Origin of the sequence: Aminobacter ciceronei (assembly GCF_014138625.1) — a bacterium.
Classification (GTDB): Bacteria; Pseudomonadota; Alphaproteobacteria; order Rhizobiales; family Rhizobiaceae; genus Aminobacter; species Aminobacter ciceronei.
On the sequence record NZ_JACJHY010000017.1, the window covers coordinates 103,796 to 125,604 of the forward strand.

The following is a 21,809-nucleotide window of genomic DNA, read 5'->3' on the forward strand; positions in this document are numbered from 1 at the left end:
CTCCGGCATCGGGTACATGCCTTGCAGCCCGAAACAACCTATCTTCGGCTGGCGCCACGGCTTCGTCTGGACCACTATCAAATCTTCGCGTGTGACACCGTGGCACTGGCTTTTGGGCTGGCGCTTTTAAATCGATTAGATTATATCAGGCGGCGACGCGACGACCGTCTTGAAATTGGAACGATCATGACCAGCCAGATCATCCCCGTCGATCCTTTCGACTTCATCATTTTCGGGGGCACCGGCGACCTGTCGGAACGCAAGCTGTTGCCGGCGCTCTATCACCGCCAGCGCGACCACCAGTTTTCCGAGCCGACCCGCATCATCGGGGCGTCGCGCACCAAGATGGACGACAAGGAGTTCCGGGCCTTCGCCAAGAAGGCGATCTCGGATCACGTGAAGCCCGAATATATCGAGGAAAAGGAACTCGCGACCTTCCTCGACCGGCTGAGCTACGTCACCGTCGATGCCAAGTCGGGCGACGGTTTTGCCGAACTCAAGAAGTCGCTTGCCGACAGCAAGCGCATCCGCGTCTTCTATCTCGCTGTGGCCCCCAGCCTGTTCGGCGACATCTCCGACCACCTCAAGGCGCACAAACTGGTCACTTCGGATTCCCGCATCGTCGTGGAAAAGCCGATCGGCCGCGACCTCGAGTCGGCCAGGGCGCTGAACGACATCATCGGCGACGATTTCGGCGAGCACCAGATCTTCCGCATCGACCACTATCTCGGCAAGGAGACGGTGCAGAACCTGATGGCGCTGCGCTTCGCCAACGCGCTCTACGAGCCGCTGTGGAACTCGGCCCATATCGACCACGTGCAGATCACGGTGGCCGAAACCGTCGGCCTGGAAGACCGCGTCACCTATTACGACAAGGCCGGCGCCTTGCGCGACATGGTGCAGAACCACATGCTGCAGTTGCTCTGCCTCGTCGCCATGGAGGCACCGGCCTCGATGGAGGCCAATGCCGTCCGCGACGAAAAGCTCAAGGTTCTCAATGCACTGAAGCGGGTCAACGGCAACGAGGCGCCGAAGCAGACGGTGCGCGGCCAGTATCGCGCCGGCGCATCGGCCGGTGGCCCGGTCAAGGGTTACATCGAGGAGCTGGGTGCGGAGAGCAACACCGAGACCTTCGTCGCCATCAAGGCCGAGATCGCCAACTGGCGCTGGGCCGGAGTGCCGTTCTATCTGCGCACCGGCAAGCGGCTGGCCTCGCGTGTCTCCGAGATCGTCATCGAGTTCAAACCGATCCCGCACTCGATCTTCGGCGAGAGCGCCGGTCCGATCTTCAACAACCAGTTGGTCATCCGCCTGCAGCCCGACGAGGGCGTCAAGCAGTTCATCATGATCAAGGATCCGGGCCCGGGCGGCATGCGTCTGCGCCAGATCCCGCTCGACATGAGCTTCGCCCAGTCCTTCGACGGGCGCGCGCCGGATGCCTATGAGCGCCTGATCATGGACGTGGTGCGCGGCAACCAGACGCTGTTCATGCGCCGCGACGAGGTCGAGGCGGCATGGAAGTGGATCGACCCGATCCAGCACGCCTGGGAAGGCAGCCGCCAGGAAGCCCAGGGCTATACCGCCGGCACCTGGGGTCCGTCGGCGTCGATCGCGCTGATCGAGCGTGACGGTCGCACCTGGCATGAGAGCAATTGAGCGCCATGGCTGGCATTGCGCCCCACTGGAACGAGTTTGAGACGCGCGACGCGTTGGCAGCTTCGCTGGCCGTTGCTGTCGCCGACACTCTGCGCGCGGCGATCTCGCGGCGCGGCGAAGCGTTCCTGGCCGTTTCCGGTGGCTCGACGCCCGGCCGGTTCTTCGCAGCTCTGTCGCGCGAAGAGCTCGACTGGGGCAAGGTAACGGTGACGCTTGTCGACGAGCGTTTCGTTCCAGAGACTTCATCACGTTCCAACGCATCGCTTGCCAAGGCTAACCTGCTGCAGAACGCGGCGTCCGCCGCCCGTTTCGCGCCGCTGTTCCAAGAGGCAACGAGTGTCGAGGACGGCGCGCGCCTTGCGGAGTCCGCGCTGAAGACCCTGCCCTGGCCGCTCGATGCGGCGATCCTCGGCATGGGCGGCGACGGCCACACCGCTTCGTTCTTCCCCGATGCTGTCGGGCTCGACGCCCTGCTCGACCCGGCTACGTCCCGGCTGGTGATGCCGGTTCATTCCGACAGCGCCGGCGAGCCGCGGCTGACATTGACGCTGCCTGCGCTGGTGGGCGCCGGGCTGGTCGTCGTCCATATCGAGGGCGCGGAAAAGCGCAACGTCATCGAGGCGGCACTGGCCACCGACAAGGCCTTGCCGATCCGCACCGTGATCGACCGGGCGCCGCGCGCCGCCGAGATCTACTGGGCCCCCTGATCGGGACCCGGCCGCGCCGAGCTCCACCAGGGGCCGCGGCGCCGCGAATGCCGAAATCGAGCATGGTCCGGCGCAATCGGCTGCGCCGTCTGCCGGTCCATGCCAGCCCGAAATTCCTCCCGGTTCGGGCCCCGCGTTGAAAGGACTGAGGCCATGACAACCAGGAACGACATCCAAGCCATCACCGAGCGCATCCGCGAACGCTCGAAGGTCAGCCGCGAAATCTATCTCGACCGCGTCAATGCAGCAGCCGGCAAGACCGCCAATCGCGGCGTGCTGTCCTGCGGTAACCTCGCCCACGGCTTTGCCGTCTGCAGCCCTTCGGAGAAGATCGCGCTCGGCGGCGACAAGGTCGCCAATCTCGGCATCATCACCTCCTACAACGACATGCTGTCGGCGCATCAGCCGTTCGAGACCTATCCGCAGCTGATCAAGGACGCGGCGCGCGAAGCCGGCGGCATCGCCCAGGTGGCCGGCGGCGTTCCCGCGATGTGCGACGGCGTCACGCAAGGGCAGCCCGGCATGGAGCTGTCGCTGTTTTCGCGCGATGTCATCGCCATGTCGGCCGCAATCGGCCTTAGCCACAACATGTTCGACGCCGCCGTCTATCTCGGCGTCTGCGACAAGATCGTGCCGGGCCTGGTGATCGCGGCGCTGACCTTCGGCCACCTGCCGGCAGTGTTCGTGCCGGCCGGACCGATGACGTCAGGCTTGCCGAACGATGAGAAGGCCAAGGTTCGCCAGCTCTATGCCGAAGGCAAGGTCGGCCGCGCCGAGCTGCTCGAAGCCGAGTCCAAGTCCTATCATGGACCGGGCACCTGCACCTTCTACGGCACCGCCAACTCCAACCAGATGCTGATGGAAATCATGGGCCTGCACACGCCAGGCGCCTCCTTCGTCAATCCTGGAACACCGCTGCGCGATGCGCTGACCCGCGAGGCGACAAGGCGGGCACTCGCCATTACCCATCTCGGCAACGCCTACACACCGGTCGGCCGCATGATCGACGAGCGCTCGGTGGTCAACGGTGTCGTCGGCCTGCACGCCACGGGCGGGTCGACCAACCACACCATCCACCTGATCGCCATGGCCGCCGCTGCCGGCATCCGCCTGACCTGGCAGGACATCTCCGACCTGTCGGATGCAGTGCCGCTGCTTGCCCGCGTCTACCCGAACGGCCTGTCCGACGTGAACCACTTCCAGGCAGCCGGCGGCATGGGCTTCCTGATCCGCGAACTGCTCGACGCCGGCCTGCTGCATGAGGACGTGCAGACTGTGTGGGGCGAAGGCCTGCGTCCCTATGCTGTCGAAGCCAAGCTCGGCGCCGACGGCTCGGTGGTGCGCGAGGCGGCACCCAAGGTCAGCGGCGACGAAAAGGTGCTGGCGCCCGCCGCCAAGGCGTTCCAGCCGACCGGCGGCCTCAAGGTGCTGGGCGGCAATCTCGGCCATGCCATCATCAAGACCTCGGCGGTCAAGCCCGAGCGCCGCATCATCGAGGCGCCGGCGCTGGTGTTCGACAGCCAGCAAGGCCTCAACGACGCCTTCAAGGCCGGTCTTCTCGACCGCGATTTCATCGCCGTCATCCGCTTCCAGGGCCCCAAGGCCAACGGCATGCCGGAACTGCACAAGCTGACCACCGTGCTCGGCATCCTGCAGGACCGCGGCCACAAGGTGGCGCTGGTCACCGACGGCCGCATGTCGGGTGCCTCAGGCAAGGTGCCGGCGGCGATCCATGTCACGCCGGAAGCGCTCGAAGGCGGGCCGATCGGGCGGGTCCATGACGGCGACATCGTCAGGCTCGACGCCGAGGTCGGCACGCTCGAGGTCCTGGTTCCCGCCGGAGATCTGGCGCTGCGTCCTGAACCGGTCTGCGACCTCTCGGGCAACGAGCACGGCATGGGCCGCGAGCTGTTCGCCGGCTTCCGCCAGATGGCCGGCCGCGCCGACCACGGCGCAAGTGCCTTCGGCACGGCCTAGTCCAAAAGCCGAGGCTCTACCCCGAGGTCGAGCCTCTCGCTACTTCACCACCTCGCACGACATCACCGCCGGTGCATCCTCGCCCTTGGTCAGGTCGTAGAGATCGGCATTGTCGCCCTTGGTCCACCAGACATAGTTCTGGCCGGCATATTTGGCGCCGCTGGCGCTCAGCACGGTGACGGCCACGACCGTCCGGTCACCGAGCGTGAGCACGGCGAGCGAATTGTCGCCGGCATTGACGTATTCGGCCTTCACCGTCTGGTCGCCGCATCCATAGTCGACCGCGTTGCGCTCGACCTCTGCATCCCCCGGCAGATCCAGCGTGACGGTCGAAGCCATTGCCGCACTGGTCGCGGCGGCGAGAATGATCGCAGTGACGCTCCAGCGCATGACGGTCTCCTGAAATGCTCGTCATGCGACGATAGCACGCCGAAACGGCCTGCCGAAACCAAGGCTCCGGCAGGTCATTTCGCGCGACGGCGGCTAGGCGCCGTTTTTCGCCACATCTGCAAAGAAGCCTTCCGGGCTCTCCACTTCGACCAGCCGTTTCTTCTCGATTAGCCAGAAGCGGTTGCCGACGGCGCGGACGAAGCTGCGGTCGTGCGAGACGAGCAGGCAGCTCGCCTCGTGCTTCAGCAGTTCATCCTCCAGCGCCTCCTGCCCATCGATGTCGAGATGGTTGGTCGGCTCGTCGAGCAGGTAGAAGTTCGGGTTTGTCAGCCTGAGCACCAGCATGCCCAGCCGCGCCTTCTGGCCGCCGGACAGGCGGCCGATCGGATTGCCCTGCATCTCGACGGTCAGGCCGGCGCCGGCCAGCAAGGTCCGGGCACGCTGCTCGCCGAGCTCGAACCGACGCGTCAGCATCGACAGCGGTGCGTCTTTGTCCCTGAGATCGGACAGGCCCTGGTCGCCATACCCCAGCACCAGCGAGGGCGTCGCCTTGACCACGTCCCTGGCGTTTTCCGGTGCGCCGATGGCCTGCCTGACCATGTTGACCAGCCGGGTCTTGCCGGTGCCGTTGCGGCCCAAAAGGACGACGCGGTCGCCCTGGCGAAGCCACAGTTTGCCGGTACGGAACAGCAGCGTTCCATCTGGCGTGGTGACGGGCGCGTCGTCGAAGGTGACCAGCACCTTGGCATGGGTTCCACGATTGGCGAGCCTGATGGCGCCAGCCGAACGCTCCTGATGGGCCGGCCGCGCCGCATCCTCCAGCCGGTCGGCCCGCTCCTTCAACTGCTTGGTCTTCACCACCAAGAGGTCGCTGCCCGAATTGATGCCGATGTTGTTGAGCTTGGCGGCCTGGCGGCGCAATTGCTGCGCCGTCTTCATGTCCTTCTCGAAGCGGCGGGCCTCCGATGCATCGATCTCATCAAGAGCGTCCCGTGCCCTGGTATAGGGCAGCGAAAAGACCTGCGAGTTCTCTGGCCTGAGGAACAGCGTCCGGTTGGTGACGGCGTCGAGGAAGGCGCGGTCGTGACTGCAGATCACCACCGGCACGTCGCGCGGCAGGGCGTTCAGCCAGCCTTCGAGCTGGGCGATGCGCGCGAGGTCGAGATGGTTGGTCGGCTCGTCGAGCAGCAGCATGTCAGGCTCGGTCACCCAGACGCGGGCAAGCAGGGCCAACCGCTGCCAGCCGCCACTCAGCTTCGACAAGGGCCGCTGCCGCATCTCCTCGGGCACGTCGAGATCGTCGAGAACGATGTCGACGCGCCAGCTCTCGCTCTCAGCCTGATCGGCGGGAAGCGCTGCAAGGACGGCGTCATGGAACGCCATGTCGATCAGGCTTGCCGGCACGTCCTGCTCGACATGGCCGACCCGCAGGCCGCGTGAACGGGTGATATCGCCTGATGTCGGCTCGAAGGCGCCCGTGATCGCGCGCAGCAGCGTGGACTTGCCGCGACCATTGGCGGCGACGATGCCAAGCCGGTCACCCGGTTCGACGGACAGGTTGAGATTGGAGAAGAGCGGTGCACCGAGCGTGACGCCGAGCGACCTCAGATTGATCAAAGCCATATCAGTTCTCTGGTCTGGCCGGACCTTCGCCCGCATCCGATCATACGAGATGCTTTTGGGAAACCGGGTCCGGTGATTGTCCAGATGCGGACGAGCCCAAGGCTCGAGGCCGCATCACCACTGAGGGCAGACCGGGAGAGAGATACGCAACATCGAATGCCGCATCATACTGTCCAAAAATCGTAACTGATCGTTGGGGTCGATGCTGTTGGCGCGTCGTCCGAGGTCAGCCCTGCAAACGCATCTGCAGGGCGTGGACAGGGCCGCGCTGACGGTGGTGACGAAAAAACGTGTACACGCAGCCCTCCTTTGTTGTTCGAGTTGCGCGCCCTAGATAGCCGCGACCTCGTTCCTTTGCAAGCCTACTGGATCGTCAGCTCGCTGCGCTCCGGCCTATTGGATCGTCAGCTCGCTGCGCTCCGGCCTATTGGATCGTCAGCTCGCTGCGCTCGCCGGCCCTGACGGTCGCCGAAGCCTCCTTCTTGCCGGCGTCGCCGCGATCGACCTCGACAACATAGTCGCCTGCCGGCAAGGTCGTCTGGTGCTTCTGGTCGTAGGCGTAGCCGAAACCCTGGCGATTGCCCTGGATGTCCTTCTTGGCCGCAAAGACGCGGATTTCCTTGGCGCCGGGAGCATCGATCGCCAGCACGCCGGCGCCGAGCACGGCGGTCACCTGGCCCTGCTCGCCGACCCGGACATTGAAGGGCTGTTCGGCCTCGGACTGGTCCATGCGGGCGACCAGGACATAGTCGCCGGCGGGCAGGTCGAACTTGTTGTCCGGACCATAGCCATAGGTGACCTGGTCGCGGGTGCCGTCGATCTTTTTCCTGGCCTTGTAGACCCTGACGTCGAGACCGCCGGCGTCGACCTTGTCGGCGCCCTCGGCATAGATCGCATTGACCACGACATGGCCGACGCCGACGATGATGTCCTTTTCGACGGTCTGGCCGGCAGCAAGCTGGATCGTCTCATTGGCCTCGCCCTGGCCGATGGTGACCTTCAGCCTGGTTTCGCCGGCAGGCAGCACCACCTTGGTCTGGCCGTAATAGGTCGCCGGGTGGTCGCCACCAGGGAAGTCGAGCACGACGGCCGCCCCATCGACGATGTCGGCGCCTTCGCTGGGGCGTGGCCTGACGACGAGCGTGCCGGCATTGAGCACGAACAGCGGCTTGTAGGCCTGGCCGGCCTCGACCTTCAGCGGCTGTTCGACAGCCGCTTCGCCGAGCGTTGCACGGATGATGTAGTCGCCGGCTTCAAGCGATCCCTTGTAGTTGTTGTATTCGGTGGTCAGGCGCTCGCCCTTGGAGCCGTCGGCATTGGCCTTGTAGATTTCCCAGGCGTTGCCGGCGTCCTTCAGCGGCGCGCCGCCTTCGGCCAGCGTCAGCTCGGGAGCGAAGTTGAACTCCGGCTTGGCCGGTTCCGGCGCAGGCGCAGGTTCCGGGGCCGGGGCCGGCGCGGCAACCGTCTGCACCAACGCATCTTCCAGACCCTTGGCGTCGGTTGCCTGGATGTATTTGCCGCCGGTGTTTTCGGCGAGGCAGGCGACCTGCCTGCCCTCTTCCGCCGTCAGGCCGAAGCCGACGACATGGGCGGTGAAATCGACACCCGACTGCTCCAGTTCCTTGCCCAATGCGCAAGGGTCGGCGTTGCAGGTCTCGAGCCCGTCGGTGATCAGGATCACTGTCGCCTTGTCCTCGGTGTATTTGAGGTCCTCGGCGGCCTGCTTGACGGCAGCGGACAATGGCGTCTTGCCGAGGAATTTCATGCTGTCGGCGGCAACGGTGATGGCGCTTGCCGAGCCTGACGCCGGCGGCACCACCAGTTCGATGTCGGTGCAGCTGCCCTTTTCGCGGTGGCCATAGGCCATCAGCCCGAGTTCGGTGTCGGCGGGAATGGTGGTAAGCACCGAGCGCAGCGCCTCGCGGGCGATTTCCAGCTTCGGCTTGCCGTCGATCTGTCCCCACATCGAGCCGGAGGCATCGAGTACGATGATGGCGCGGTCGGCGGCGTTGGCGCTTGCCACTCCCGACAGCATGAGGACAGACGCCAGGATGCCTCGTGTAAACGCCTTCATGCTGCCCCTCGCCGATTCAGTTGAATGACGCGAAGCTAAACAACGGCCATTGGGCTGACAACCCTGAGGCTGATCAATAGGTGGTGCGGCGTTCTTCGCTCGGCGGACGGCCGAACTGCAGCCGGTAACTTTGCGCGAAATAGGAATGCGAGGTGAAGCCGGTGGCGATCGCCACGTCGAGGATCGGCATGTTGGTCTGGCGCAGCAATTCACGCGCGCGCTCGAGCCTGAGCCGCATGTAATAACGGCCAGGCGTCACATTGAGATGGCGCAGGAACAGGCGCTCGACCTGGCGAACCGACAGCCCGGCCGTCTTTGCCAGTTGCACCGCCGACAGGGGCTCATCGAGATGGTCGGCCATCAGTTCGACGATGCGCTTGAGCTTGTCCGACTTGCCGGTGAGGTCACGTTCGGGGCCAACGCGCTGGCGGTCGCCGGCAGAACGGATGCGCTCGTGCTGAAACTGGTTGGCAACCTCGTTGGCGAGATTGGCGCCGAAATCGCGCTTGATGATCTCGAGCATCAGGTCGATCGAGGTGGTGACGCCGGCACAGGTGTAGCGCTTGCGGTCGATCTCGAAGACGTTGTTGGTGCACTCGATATCAGGGAACTTCTCCATGAAACCGGCGCGGTTTTCCCAATGGATGGTGCAGCGGTAGCCGTCGAGTTGGCCGGCTTCGGCCAACAGATAGGAGCCGACCGACAGCGCGCCCAGGGCAGCGCCGCGCCGGCCCCAGGAACGAAGCGCGCCGAGCACCTTGCTCTTGCCAGGAAATTCGGTGGCGACGCCGACGCAGACGAACATGATGTCGACCGCCGGCACGTCGGCGACGGAATAGTCGACCTTGAGCGGCAGGCCGTTGGAGGCGATCACCGCCTCGCCATCGGCCGATACCGTGGTCCAGCCATAGACGTCGCGGCCGAGCAGCCGGTTGGCCGACCGACAGGTGTCGATAGCGGCAACCAGCGAGAACATCGAGAACTTGTCTACCAGCAGGAAAGCGAACTGGCGGCCTTCGGGGTGGGGCTCTGACATCGCGACCAAATCTACAGAACGCGCCGGGTTGAGCAAGGAAGCGGCGCCGGTTTCCACAACGCCGCGATCATTCAGAAGCCCGGTTGTTCGAGGCCGGCGTGGCGATAGGCCGACACCAGCGTGTTGGCCATCAGCATGGCGATGGTCATCGGACCGACGCCCCCGGGAACCGGCGTGATGGCGCCCGCGCTCTTTTCGGCCGAGGCGAACTCGACGTCGCCAACCAGCCTGGACTTGCCTTCACCCTTGTCGGGTGCGGGAATGCGGTTGATGCCGACGTCGATGACGGTGGCGCCCGGCTTGACCCAGTCGCCCTTGACCATTTCGGGCCGGCCGACGGCTGCCACCAGAATATCGGCACTGCGGCACAGCGCCGGTAAATCCTTGGTGCGACTGTGGGCAATGGTGACGGTGGCGTTGGCGGCGAGCAGCAGGTTGGCCATCGGCTTGCCGACGATGTTGGAACGCCCGACGACCACCGCATTGAGCCCGGACAGATCCTTGCCGTGCTTGCGTTCGATCAGCAGCATCGAGCCGAATGGCGTGCAGGGCACCAGTGCTGTGTCGAGCTCGCCTGTGGCGAGCTTGCCGACATTGATGAAGTGGAAGCCGTCGACATCCTTGGCGGGCGCGATCGTCTGGATGATCTTGCCGGCGTCGATATGGCCGGGCAGCGGCAGCTGGACGAGGATGCCGTGGATCGCGGGGTCGGCGTTGAGCTTCTCGACGAGGGCGACGAGATCGGCTTCGGAGGTCTCGGCGGCAAGCGTGTGCTGGACCGAATGGAAGCCGCATTCCTTTGATGTGCGCGACTTGTTGGCGACATAGACCTGGCTCGCCGGATCCTCGCCGACGATGACCACCGCCAGTCCCGGCTTCACGCCATGCGCGGCAAGCGTGGCCGCTGACTTCTTGACGCCTTCGACGACCTCGGCTGCGACACTCTTTCCGTCAATGATCTCAGCCATGTCTCTACTCCGTCTGCGGCATGCTTCGGGCGGCATTGTCATCAAATTTTCGACCCGCAACCTCGCCATTGCGGCGTCCGGTGCCGTAAACTCGAAACCGCATGGAAGAATTTCAGAAGTAGCGGCGTGAGCGCCGCTCCCTGAGAAGGTTCAATTCCTTGCGAACCTCGCGCAGGCTTTCGCTGATCTCGTCGATCTGGCTCTGCGGCGCGGGCGCATCGGCTCGGGGCGCTGCCGGCGGCGTGGAGTAATGCTCCGGCGGCCGCTGCCGATAGGACGGGCGGTACTGCCGAGCAGCGGCATAGTCCGGTTGCTGCTGTGGCTGTTCGTAATAACCAGGCCGCGGTTGCGGCACATAGGATGGGTCAAGATCGCCCTGCGGCGCCTGGTACCCGGGCTGCTGCTGCATCGGCTGCGCCTGCCACGACTGCGGCGGCTGCCGGTTGTCGACGATCGGATCGGCGGCGGCGACAGGACCGGTCGCCGCCGGCATTACCGGGGTCGTATCGACCCGTGCGGCGGTCGCCTTGACGCGGTTGTCCGGCTGGTTGTTCGCGGCTGCCGGTTCGCCGCGCATTTCGGGCTTCGCCCGGCTGCGTCGCCTCGCCGTGTTGCGCAGGCTCTGCAGCGCCCCGCGCATGGCACCGAAGCCGACGCCAGAGGCAAAGCCGAGCAGCATGCCGCCCAGCGCAATCATCGCCCGCGACGGACCGGTCGACTGCAGCGGCGGCGATGCCGGTGATATGATTGTCACATTGCCCGAATTGATGTCTCTCTGCTCGCCGGTCTCGCGTGCCCGCAGCAGCGTTGCCTCGTAGACGGCGCGCTTGGCGGCAACGTCGCGATCGAGCTCGCGCAGCGTGACCATTTCGCCGCCGACATCGCTCTGGCGCACCTTGAGCTGGGCAAGGCGGGCCGCGAGCTCCTGTTCCGTCTGGACGGCGCGCTTGAGGTCGACCTGGATGGAGCCGGCGACCCGGCGCAGTTCGTTGGCGATACGCTCGCGTGCTCCGCTGAGCTGGGCATCGACAGCCAAACGCTCGGGATGGCGCGGGCCAAGCCTGACGGCGGCCCGGTCCGCTTCCTGGGTCAGCGCCGCATATTGCGCGCGCAATTCGGTAATTGCCGGCGAGCCGATCGCTTCGGGCAACGCGCCTGCAAGCACCGAATCGACACCGAGGTCGCGGGTCGAGGAGGCACGCGCGTTGAGTTCGAGCGTGCGGGCTCGTGCCGCGGTCAGCTGGTCGTTGACGCGCTGGATCTCATCGTCGGTGATCAGGCGCCCTTGCGGATTGATGAGTTCGTTCTCGGCCTTGAACGCCTCGACCTTGCGCTCGGCTGTCTCAACCGACTTGCGCAGGTCGTCGAGGCGGCGGGTCAGCTCGTCGGTCGCGCGTCCGGCCGTTCCGGCCTGCAACTCGCCGAAAGTCTGGATGAAGACATCCGTCATCGTGTTGGCGATCAGCGCCGACTTCTCGGGATCTTGCGTCTTCGCCCCGACCGAGATGACGAAAGTGTTGGTGTCACGCTGGATGGACAACGCTTCATAGAGGTGTTCGGCGGCCAGCGCGTGCCGCCGCCCGGGGTCGTCGCCTGTCTGTTGGTTGGAAGAGATCAGCGAACTCACAAAACCGCGAATGCTGAAGCCGCCGCCAGCCTTGCCGTTGAATTCCGGGTCCTCGGCCAGATTGAGCTTGTCGACAACCTTGACCAGAACGGAGCCGGAGGTCAGCCGGCGCACCTGGGTTTCGACCACCGCCAGCGTCGCGTCCGACGGCAAGTCGCCGACGGTCAGCTCCTTGTCGGAAAGCCTGAGGTTGCGCGGATCGACGATCATCTCGGTCCACGCTTGGTATTTCTTGGGCGTCGACAGAGCGAGCGCGACACCCAGCAGCGCGCCGGCGAGCGTCGTCGAGGCGATCAGCAGTTTCGAACGGGTGATGCCGCCGATGACCGCCATCGGGTCGATCAGCGGTTGCCAGCGGACGTCGTCGTGATCGCCATGCTGTGCAGATGGCTCGACCGAGGGCTGAGGCATGGCAGCAAGCGGCTCCGGAGCGACTGAGCCGATCGCCCTGTCGCGCCAGGTGCCGATCATCGAAGACGGAGTCGGTGCAGGCTTGTCGCTTGCGAATGCGGACGCAGCTTCCATCGGCTGTGCGACAACCGGCTGTTCCGGTGCGGCCGGCTTTTCGGCCAGTTGCTCGCGGGCAGCACGTTCGGCCTCGCGCCGGAAACGCGCCATGCGATGGCGGGTCGCAGGATCCTGGAAATCTTCGTGGCCAATGTGGTCTTCCGCTGACATCGACAGCAGCGACGAGCCTCGCGTCTTCGGATCGGCGTCGTCCCGGTCCAGCGCAAGCAACGAGCGCTTGCGCCTCCAGTCCTCGCGGTTTCCAGATTCGGCCATGCGGGCAACTTCCAAAAATCTATTCCGGATCACCTGTCCGGTCGTTAAGCCACGCTAAACAGACATGGGTAACAAAACGTTAATTCCTGCTTTGCGGCAGTATATAGAGCTTCATCGCAGAACGGCACATTAAGCTTTGGCTTTTATCGTCCAACTGGATCATGACCAAGGCGAACGACATACCGCGCACGACGCTGCGCCAGCGGATCGGCAGTTTCGTCGTGCAGCGGCAGGCGGTCCTGCGCGACTACTTCTCGGCGATCAGCGGCTCGATGGGCCGGCTGGTGTTTTCGCTTATCTATTTCATCGCGCTCGCCAACACACTGTCGATCGCCGATTTCGGCTTGTTTGCTACCGCCTCCGCCGCTGGCGTCATGCTGTCGCGAACGCTGGCCTTCGGTTTCATCTCGGCGCTCTACCGCACGGCAACGATAAGACCCCGCCTGATCGGCAGCTACACCGCCGGCTTCCTGATGCTCGCCGCGCTGTCGCTGCCGGTGCTCGTCGCCGCTTCGGCGCTGACCTGGTTCCTGTTCTTTTCGACATCCATGCCGGCCGCCATCTTTGCCGCCGTCATCTTTGCCGAGGCGCTGTTGTGGCGACCGGTCGAAGTGGCGATGATCGTCAACAACGGTCTCGGCCGCTTCGGCCGGGCGGCGGTTCTGGCGATCCTGACCGCCGCGATCAAGGCCGCCGCTGCTGCCCTGTTCATCTTCTGGCCAAGCCATACGGTCGGCGCCTGGGCCGGGTTCTACATCGCCTCGAACCTCGTCTCCCTGGCGCTCGCCTTCGGCTTCTTCTATCCGCGCCAGCGGCTTAGGCTGACGCCTGACCTTTACTGGCGTCGGCTGTCGGATTCGATCTATGTCGCCGGTGCCGAAGTGCTGTTCTACCTACAGATGGAGTTCGACAAGCTGCTGGTGCTGGCCATGGGCGGCCCGCATCTCGCCGGCATCTATGCCATCGTCATGCGGCTGGTCGACCTGACCGCCATCCCGATCCGCACCTTCTCGATGATGCTGGTCCAGCGCATGATGCGCATACCCGAAATGCTTGCCAGGCTGAAGGTCAAGGTTGGCATCGAGGCGGGCATTTTGATCGTCTCGACCTCGGCCCTGCTGTTCCTCGCCGTGGTACTGTACTTCTATCCCAACTTCCTCGGCCGCAACGTCGCCGAGGCGGCCCCGCTGGTCGGACTGGCGCTGTTCGTGCCGGCCCTGCGCAATCTCGTCGAGTATCACGCCGAGCTTCTGTTCGCGCGCGGCCAGACGCTGGTCCGCGCCGCCAATCTCGCCATGCTGGCGGGCCTCAAGGCAGCGTTGCTGTCGCTGTTGCTGATGCGCGTCGCCGACACCGAAACGCTGGTGTGGATGCTGAACGGCATGTTCGCGCTGCTTTACCTGGCGTCGGCCGCCGTCACCTACACGGCGCTGCGGCGTCCAGCCAGGGCAATCTAGGCCTCAGGCAACGACAAGCCTGCGAATGCGCCCGAGATCGGTGCCGATGAATGACTGCATGCCGATCGCCACCTGCTCCGGCGACATGGCGGCGACGAAGGCCTCGAACTGCATATCGGTCAGCGGCGTGCCGGTCCAGTGGACACGGCAGAACTCTTCCGCACCGACATAATGTCCGGCGCCATCGGCGACCTCGTCGACGAAGCGGCCATAGATCATGCATTCGGAGAACTTGCGTCGCGCGCTCACCGCCTCGACCCAATGCCGTCCGCTGACCTGTTCGATGCGGGCTAGCATGTCGCGCACCGACGACCGGCGCCAGGCGATCAGCGTCGAGATGTAGTCATGCGGCGAAATCTCGGGCGCGGCGATACCGAGCACAGCGGCAGCGTTGGCCGACCAGATGCGATGGTTGTCATGGCCGGGTTTCAGCAGCACGCCATCGCGCCGGAACAGCCTGAGCTTGCCGCTCAGCCAGAACCGGGCGCAATCGAAAGGCCTGAGGAAAGCCACGTCAGAATCGACGTAAACGAGGGTTTCCTGCTCGATGCGTTCAGCGATCGCCATGCGCCTGAGCTGCTGCACATGCCAGCCACGCAGCGGCGGCGCCTTGCGACTCAGCCAGACGCGGCGCTTGAACAGGCTCGTCGGATCGGGAATGTCGCGCAGCCAGGACGGCAAGAGCTCCCGCTCGTCGATGACCGTGCGGCGCTTGCCCTCGAGCTGCTGGAACAGCGCGAGGTCGCGGTGCTCGACCAGGAGATAGTGATGCGAGGCGCCGGTGACATGGCGATCGACGGTCTCGCACAGCAGGCGGCAGCGTTCAAAATCAGCGGCGTAGCTCGCCGTGATCAGTGCAGCGTCCGGGGCTGGAGACATGGCCTTGGCGTTCAAGACTGCCCTCCCCCACGGATCTTCTGGCGCAGCACGCGAAACAGGAACAGCGGGTTGCCGACGACATAGCGCCGCCACAGCCGGCCCGGTTCGATGAGCAGGCGGAACAGCCACTCCAGGCGGAGCCGGCGCACCCAGGCCGGCGCGCGCGGAACCGAGCCACTGAGGAAATCCAGCAGCGCGCCGACGGCAATCGGCAATGTGCAATGTTCAGGGCGCATGTACTGCGCGATCCACATTTCCTGGCGCGGCACCCCCATGGCAACAAGCAGGATGTCGGGGCGAAGGCTGCCGATGGCGGCGACGATCCCGGGCTCTTCCTGAGACGTGAAGAAGCCGTCATGGACGACGACGATCTTGTGATGCGGGGCGATCTGGCCCAGCCGCGCCGCCGCCCGCTCGGCATTGGCACGCTTGGCGCCCAGGAGTGCCACGGTCAGCGGCTTGTCGCTCGCCTTCAAGAGGTCGGGGACGAAATCCGTGCCGTTGAGATTGTCAGGGAACGGCGCGCCATAGAGCCAGCGCGCGGCGATGTCGACACCGATGCCGTCCGCCAGCACGAGAAAGCCGTTCAGGACGGCGGCGAAATCCTTGTCGGAACAGGCGATGTTGGCGTTGTGGGCATTGAGGAAGCTGACCTTGGTGAAGCTCCTGTCCCTGATCTTCTCAGTGAGCAGCGAGATCGCCTCGTCGCGCCGCAAGCTGGCGACCCGGATACCAAGAATGCTGCGGTAGGATGCGGCCGCTTCCGAAATCGTCATGCTCACGCCGCCACCTCATGTGCGCCCGCGCCAAGCCGGGCAACGCCACCTGCCACTGCCAGGTCGAGCGCGGCGATCTGCCGGCGATGGAAGTCCGAACCGTCGACTTCAGCGACCTTCTGATCGACGGTTCGTTCAAGCGCCCTGGCGAAGGCTACGGGATCGTCGGTCATGGTGCAATTGGCCGGCTTGTAGGCGATGCCACGCAGCGAATGCGCGGTTGCCACCGACGGCAGGCCGAGTTCGAACGTCTCGATCGTCTTGAGCTGGACGCCGCTGCCCGAGGTGCTGATGAGCGGGATGACGGCGGCGCTGCGCACAAAGGCCTGGGCATCGGGCACGCGGCCGACAAATGTGACGCCGGGATGTGGCGAGGACACCCCTGCGGGAACACTGCCGGCGATCCGGATGCGGAAATCGTTGCGCAGGTGCGGCACGACCTTGCCGAGGAACCAGTCCAGGCCGATGCGATTCGGCTCCCAGGTCCAGGTACCGATGAGCGCTGCATCGCAGTCGATGTCGCGCTTGCCCTGGTGTGCCGGAAGCTGTGACCGAGTGACCAGCGGCAGCGCCACCGAGCGTGTGTCGGAGGCAACGCCCAATTCGGCGCGATCCTCGTCGGCGAGTGTGAAGACGAAGCGCGCATTGCGACACAGACGCCTTTCAATGACTTCGAGCAATCTTGCCTCGCGGCGAAACAGCAGGCGTTGAAACGCGCCGTTGGCGGCACGCGCGTTCTCGGCGGCCGAGCGGAATTCGACATTGTGCGCGACGAAGATCGAAGGCCGGTCCTGAAACAGGCTTTCGAACGCCGCCGCCATCTGGACCGAATTGAGGATGTAGCCATCGAACGGTCCCGCCGCCGCGATCGCCTGCCGCACCGTCTCATCGGAGACGATGCGCAGCTTGGCCGAAGCGAAAGTCAGCCCGGAGGCAACCGCATTCGCCAGCCAGCCCAGCTTGCGCTGCAAGGGGGCGACATCGGTGCGCACGTCGAGCGAGCCGAGCAGGATCGTGTTTTCGGGGTCTGACGGCGGTTTGCCCGGCCAGCCGAAGCCAAGCACGGTCACGCGCACGCCGGCCCGGCGCAGCGCATCGATGATCGCCTGGTTGGCGATCTCGTAGCCCGACGAGAGTGCTCCGTCAGGCACGATGGATGTGGCAAACAGCAGATGCATCACGACAGTTCCTGCCTATGCCCTAACAAAGCGCGGTGAAGTCTTCATTAAGCAATTTCAGCCGCTTGTGGAACCTGCCCGGCAATCCGCAGTTTGCTTCCGGCGTGTTTAACTGAGCGTTATGGCGCCCATGATAGCGAAGAGGCATCAATAACCGGCAGCTTGTCATGAATGCTATACCTCCACTCAAGTCCGTGACCATTGCCGGCACTTCGCCTGCACTGGCAGTGGACGACGTCGAGGTGGTGGTCACGCTGCCAACCTTTCGTCGGCCACAGCAAGTTCTGGCAACGCTCGATTCGCTGGCCAGGCAAAAGACCACGCGCCGGTTCGCCGTCATCGTCATGGAGAATGACGACGAAGGCAACGAAGGCATGCACGCTGCCTTGCCGCTGTTTGAAAGCGGGGCGATGCGCGGGCTGGTCATCGTCGCACATGAACGCGGCAATTGCAGCGCCTACAATGCCGGCTGGCACACCGCCTTGCTGCGCTTTCCGAATTTCTCGCGGCTGCTGGTCATCGATGACGACGAGCTGGCCGATCCGATGTGGCTCGAAACCATGTGCCTGGCTGCCGAACGCCTCGGCGTCGACATCGTCGGTGGGCCGCAGGTGCCAGTCTTTTCAGATCCCGGGCATCAGGTCTGGGCGACACATCCGGTGTTTGCCCCGCCCTATTCCGTCACCGGTGAGGTCGGCGCGCTCTACTCCTCGGGAAACCTGCTGGTCAGCCGCAACGTGCTTCTGGCCATGGGCCCACCCCATCTCGACCTGCGCTTCAACTTCATGGGCGGCGGCGACTCGGATTTCCTGAGCCGCTCGTCACAGAAGGGTTTCAAGCTCGGCTGGTGCGCGGAAGCAAAGCTGTTCGAGACGGTTCCGGCACGGCGCACCGAGGCCGACTGGATCCGGGCACGCGGCCTGCGCAACGGCGTCATCTCGACGCTCGTCGCCAAGAAGAAATATGCCGGCACGCCGTTCGCCAACACACGCGTCTTCCTGAAAAGCCTGGCGCTGCTTGGCGCCTCGCCATTACGTGCAATGAAGCGCCTTATCGAGACCGGATCGCCATCGGTCGCCGTGTACCCGATCCATGTGGCGCTTGGCCGTGTGATGGCCGAATTTGGTTATGCCAATGAGCAGTATCGTCAGCCCGAGAAGAACTGACGCGCCGCCGCTGACGGCGGCGTTCACGGCATCGGGCGTCGCCACCGCGATCGCGACGATGGTGCTGACCATCGTCATCGTTTCGTTCAGGCCGTTCCAGCCGGCGGGCGCCGGTGCGATCGAAGGCGGCGACATCGTCAACCAGTTGGGCTTCGGATCGCTCGGCGCCTTCGCCATGTTTGCGTTGGTGACCATGGCCAATCCGGCCCGGTTGCGCGCCATTGTCGGGCTGCCCTGGATCGTCCTGCTGTGCTTCTTCCTGATATCGGTCGGTGAAGCCGCCGACCCCAATGCAGCGTTCCGGGCGGCAAGTTTCACCCTCATCGGCATCACCGCCATGGCAACCGTGCTTGCCTTGCCGCGCGATGGCGATTCCTTCTCGACCGTGCTGATTGTCGCCGGCTTTCTCATCGTCGGGCTGAGCTACGCCGGCGTCATCCTGTATCCCAGCGTGGCGATCCACGGCGCCGACGGCTTCGAGCCCGAGCATTCCGGCTTGTGGCGCGGCGCCTTCAGCCACAAGAACATCGCAGCGCCCGTCATGGCCTGCTTCAGCTTCGCCGGCATCTACCTGATCCGAAGGCATTGGCGCTGGTCGGGTTACATCCTTTTGGCCATGTCGATGTTCTTCATGGTGCACACCGGATCGAAGACGACGGCCGGGCTGGTGCCGCTGTCGATCATGCTCGTGCTTCTGCCCGGAATGATCGGCATGCGGCTCGGCACGCCGCTGCTGTTTGCGCTGGCCGTCGTCGGCACGGCATTCGCCACGCTCGGCATCGTCTTCATCGAACCGCTGCAGCAGCTTGCCGCGCACCATTTTCCCGAACTCACCTACACCGGGCGCACGACTGTCTGGGCCTTCGCTGGCGAGATGATCGCCAAGAAGCCGTGGTTTGGATACGGCTATGAGAGCTTCTGGCGCACGCCGCTGGTGACCGGAATCGGCCATGCCTACGACCAGGGCTGGGACATCCGCTTCATCGTGCACGGCCACAACGGCTATATCGACATCGCAGTGACCATGGGCCTGCCCGCGCTTGCCGCCGCCGTCTATGTCTTCCTGATCGCGCCGCTGCGCGACTACATGCGCATCCCGCTCTACAAGGAGAACGTCTTCCTCGGCGACTTCTTCATGATGGTGGTGCTGTTCACCGCGCTCAATGCCTTCCTCGAAAGCTTCTTCTTCCGCCGCATCGACCCGGTCTGGATGTTCTTCGTCTTCGGTGTCCTGGGGCTGCGCATGGTCTCGCGCATGGTCATCCACAAGAACACCGGCTGACGGAACGCGCTTGCTCCGCTCCGGCGGCCACGCCATTCGGAGATGGTATGATGTTGGATTAATCGCGCCTGCAATGACACTACGCAGCCTGTTGCCAGCCTAATAGCAGGTCATGCTGCTCAAAGCGCTATGACAGTTACTCCTGTTTGAACTCTCTGTAGACCTGCATCGGTCACGACAGCCAAATTGGTCGGTACTCGAACTACAACCACTTTCGCAGGCAGAGAATCCTGAACTTGCATTGCTTAAGCAACGAGCCAGCGTGTCAGCCTTGTTGCGCTCGCACTCCCGCCTTCTTGCCTCTTCCGCTTGCCGTCTCTGCTCGTTGCTCTGAGCCAGCTGAAAAGCGCCGTCGGCCGCGAACGCTTCCACGCGACTGAGTTGAACCAGTCCAACAGTCAACTGAAGATGAAGCAAAACCATGATAAAAAACTTCATGTTTACCCCTCTTGTCAGCATTCGGATACGCTCTTCCACTATAGCTGTTATTTGATTTCAGCGCATCCGACAGCGTTACCCTGGCGTTTGCCATGCCGGACCGTAGCGTGAACGAACTGAAAAAGGACTGTTCAGCGCACGCATTACAGACCGTTGGTGCGAAGTGCGACCGATGGGGCTGTCCCCGTGGTGTTGAGCCGACTTTACCACGCTAGCCTGATGCTACCGTGAAACCTTGTTACATGGTATGTTTCCTGAACAAGTGCAGGGAACTTAGCTATGAGCGCAACAGGTGAGGCCTCAGACTTCGGACCGTATATTCTCGTTTGCAATAGCAATCGCGATTATTGTCGTGACCTACACGCTATATTCTGTGTTGAACCACGATCCGACATCAGCTCTTCCTGATGTTCGTGGAGATAAGATTGCTGAAAGTGACCTGCAGGTCAGAATCGCCTCTGCTGAGGTTACGAGAGAGACCGTATCGTACCTTGTAAGTCTTACATTCGCACTTTCGGCAGTTATCACTTTTCTTATCAAAGATGGATTGGGAAGCAAGCCACTACGAAAGGCCACCAATCTTGTCCTTTCTTCTATTGCCGTTTTCTTCATCGTTCGAAGCCTGCAATATGCATATGACGCTTACGGCATGATCGCTATCCAGCTGTCGGATGGCTATTTCCTGATTTCACGAGTCCATGACGTCATCGCATCCCAAGCGCGCAACCTTCTCGGCACTCTGGTTGTCGCCATATTGCTAATCGTTAGTGTCAAATTCAGTTGAAAGAGGTGCATCAATGAGCAGTGCTCCCGCTCGAGGACGACCTCGCACATGGATAATCGTGGCTTTATTGATGCTTTTGGCAAATCCGCGCCTGATCCATGCCCAAGAAGCTTTTGACACCTTACGCGTAGAGATCGATCCCAATGTCCAGGTGGACAAACTTCCTCCGCTTGTATTCGTGAACGGAACATTGGCTGCCGCCATTGAAGGCTTGACATCTGTCCCGAGCGAATCTGAATCCGTTATAGAGGTTGGCTTACCTCAAGCCCGACAGCCGCTGTACAGCTTCAAAATTGGCCCCGAGCAAATCGAGAAGAAGCTGGTAAGCGTTGTCATGACTACTTACGCATCAAAGGACGGAAGTCCCGATCAAGTTTGGACAAACGTCCTCATACATCCCAACGTGAAAGAGGATGTTCCTCTCCGGCGCGCCGAAACTGGGGAGTTTGAGATCACACTTCCGGCTATGCCTTACGCTGGTTTCTCCGAGACCCTTGCGAAGTTTGGCCTCAACTCGACCAGTGCAAACTGGATCGAGGCCATCCCAGACGTCAACGACATGAGCAAGCAGTCAGGGATATTGCATTTGTCGCAGACAATCGGTGACACCGCCACAACCTGGTCTGGGTCTTACAGCACAGCATTACGGGCTTCTTGGCCACCGCCTGCCTATGAGGTGAGAGACTGGAAAATCACCTCCACACCTGTCGGCGCTACCATCTTCACCCAACATGGGCATGAAGGAAACACCAATCGAACTGTGACGCTGCCAAATCTGTCTGAGACCTACGTAACTCTGAGGTTGGACGGCTACCTTGATTGCCCACATACGCAGTGTTCCAAAATGGACAGGGGCGGTTACATCGACTTGAATTGCACACTGAAGAAGCCAAAAAAGAAGAAATGACGAAGGGCTTCGATCTCGCTGATTGATCGACGCCGCTAAGCTTTCTTTTCAGCTCAGAGCACCCGTGGCTGATGTCGTCGCAAACCTACTGCGCGGGAAAT

The 21,809-nt window shown here is 63.3% G+C and carries 17 protein-coding genes; 8 read left to right on the forward strand and 9 right to left on the reverse strand.

The genetic code is table 11. From position 1 onward, the window contains the following. Positions 1 to 186 precede the first annotated feature (186 nt). The 3 genes from zwf (at position 187) to edd (ending at position 4,340) form a co-directional block, all read left to right on the forward strand. The gene (gene zwf, locus HNQ95_RS18035; RefSeq protein ID WP_067965256.1) at positions 187 to 1,656 is read left to right on the forward strand and encodes a glucose-6-phosphate dehydrogenase; all 1,470 of its coding nucleotides are present in this window, start codon (positions 187 to 189) and stop codon (positions 1,654 to 1,656) included. Positions 1,657 to 1,661: 5 nt separating this feature from the next. After that, positions 1,662 to 2,363, forward strand: coding sequence for a 6-phosphogluconolactonase (gene pgl, locus HNQ95_RS18040; RefSeq protein ID WP_154385391.1), 702 nt, complete (start codon positions 1,662 to 1,664; stop codon positions 2,361 to 2,363). Positions 2,364 to 2,516: 153 nt separating this feature from the next. Next, the gene (gene edd, locus HNQ95_RS18045) at positions 2,517 to 4,340 is read left to right on the forward strand and encodes a phosphogluconate dehydratase (protein WP_182574804.1); all 1,824 of its coding nucleotides are present in this window, start codon (positions 2,517 to 2,519) and stop codon (positions 4,338 to 4,340) included. A 39-nt stretch (positions 4,341 to 4,379) separates the two neighbouring features. Here edd and HNQ95_RS18050 read toward each other — a convergent pair whose 3' ends face one another. The 6 genes from HNQ95_RS18050 to HNQ95_RS18075 form a co-directional block, all read right to left on the reverse strand. After that, on the reverse strand, positions 4,380 to 4,730 hold the full coding sequence (locus HNQ95_RS18050; RefSeq protein ID WP_182574806.1) for an MliC family protein: 351 nt from the start codon (positions 4,728 to 4,730) through the stop codon (positions 4,380 to 4,382). 93 nt (positions 4,731 to 4,823) lie between these two features. Continuing rightward, on the reverse strand, positions 4,824 to 6,353 hold the full coding sequence (locus tag HNQ95_RS18055) for an ABC-F family ATP-binding cassette domain-containing protein (protein WP_182574808.1): 1,530 nt from the start codon (positions 6,351 to 6,353) through the stop codon (positions 4,824 to 4,826). Positions 6,354 to 6,777: 424 nt separating this feature from the next. Continuing rightward, positions 6,778 to 8,427, reverse strand: a complete 1,650-nt coding sequence (locus HNQ95_RS18060; protein WP_154385316.1) for a vWA domain-containing protein — start codon at positions 8,425 to 8,427, stop codon at positions 6,778 to 6,780. Positions 8,428 to 8,500: 73 nt separating this feature from the next. Continuing rightward, positions 8,501 to 9,463 (reverse strand): GlxA family transcriptional regulator, encoded by a 963-nt coding sequence (locus HNQ95_RS18065; protein WP_067967057.1) that lies wholly within the window; start codon positions 9,461 to 9,463, stop codon positions 8,501 to 8,503. 71 nt (positions 9,464 to 9,534) lie between these two features. Continuing rightward, positions 9,535 to 10,431 (reverse strand): bifunctional methylenetetrahydrofolate dehydrogenase/methenyltetrahydrofolate cyclohydrolase FolD, encoded by an 897-nt coding sequence (folD, locus tag HNQ95_RS18070; protein ID WP_182574810.1) that lies wholly within the window; start codon positions 10,429 to 10,431, stop codon positions 9,535 to 9,537. A gap of 112 nt (positions 10,432 to 10,543) precedes the next feature. Next, entirely contained in the window at positions 10,544 to 12,841 is a 2,298-nt protein-coding gene (locus HNQ95_RS18075) for a GumC family protein (protein WP_067965270.1), read from the reverse strand. A 161-nt stretch (positions 12,842 to 13,002) separates the two neighbouring features. Here HNQ95_RS18075 and HNQ95_RS18080 point away from each other — a divergent pair, with 161 nt between their 5' ends. After that, positions 13,003 to 14,298: a lipopolysaccharide biosynthesis protein gene (locus tag HNQ95_RS18080; protein ID WP_182574811.1), complete on the forward strand. Its 1,296-nt coding sequence runs from the start codon at positions 13,003 to 13,005 to the stop codon at positions 14,296 to 14,298. Between the two features lie 3 nt (positions 14,299 to 14,301). Here the strand turns inward: HNQ95_RS18080 and HNQ95_RS18085 are convergent, their stop codons facing one another. Genes HNQ95_RS18085 through HNQ95_RS18095 form a run of 3 tightly spaced genes read right to left on the reverse strand, consistent with a single transcriptional unit; the run spans position 14,302 to position 17,131 of the window. Continuing rightward, on the reverse strand, positions 14,302 to 15,177 hold the full coding sequence (locus tag HNQ95_RS18085; RefSeq protein ID WP_067967059.1) for a DUF6492 family protein: 876 nt from the start codon (positions 15,175 to 15,177) through the stop codon (positions 14,302 to 14,304). An 11-nt stretch (positions 15,178 to 15,188) separates the two neighbouring features. Then, on the reverse strand, positions 15,189 to 15,953 hold the full coding sequence (locus tag HNQ95_RS18090; RefSeq protein ID WP_182574847.1) for a WecB/TagA/CpsF family glycosyltransferase: 765 nt from the start codon (positions 15,951 to 15,953) through the stop codon (positions 15,189 to 15,191). A gap of 2 nt (positions 15,954 to 15,955) precedes the next feature. After that, positions 15,956 to 17,131 carry a glycosyltransferase gene (locus HNQ95_RS18095; RefSeq protein WP_182574813.1) on the reverse strand — a complete coding sequence of 392 codons (1,176 nt, stop codon included), beginning with the start codon at positions 17,129 to 17,131 and terminating at the stop codon, positions 15,956 to 15,958. A gap of 167 nt (positions 17,132 to 17,298) precedes the next feature. Between HNQ95_RS18095 and HNQ95_RS18100 the strand changes: the two genes are divergently transcribed. The 4 genes from HNQ95_RS18100 (at position 17,299) to HNQ95_RS18115 (ending at position 21,708) form a co-directional block, all read left to right on the forward strand. After that, positions 17,299 to 18,297: a glycosyltransferase family 2 protein gene (locus HNQ95_RS18100; RefSeq protein ID WP_154385310.1), complete on the forward strand. Its 999-nt coding sequence runs from the start codon at positions 17,299 to 17,301 to the stop codon at positions 18,295 to 18,297. After that, positions 18,266 to 19,579: an O-antigen ligase family protein gene (locus tag HNQ95_RS18105; RefSeq protein ID WP_154385309.1), complete on the forward strand. Its 1,314-nt coding sequence runs from the start codon at positions 18,266 to 18,268 to the stop codon at positions 19,577 to 19,579. The genes HNQ95_RS18100 and HNQ95_RS18105 overlap by 32 nt, the downstream gene beginning before the upstream one ends. A gap of 790 nt (positions 19,580 to 20,369) precedes the next feature. Then, positions 20,370 to 20,801, forward strand: coding sequence for a hypothetical protein (locus HNQ95_RS18110; RefSeq protein WP_182574815.1), 432 nt, complete (start codon positions 20,370 to 20,372; stop codon positions 20,799 to 20,801). 58 nt (positions 20,802 to 20,859) lie between these two features. Further along, positions 20,860 to 21,708, forward strand: coding sequence for a hypothetical protein (locus HNQ95_RS18115; protein WP_210289166.1), 849 nt, complete (start codon positions 20,860 to 20,862; stop codon positions 21,706 to 21,708). Positions 21,709 to 21,809: the final 101 nt, after the last annotated feature.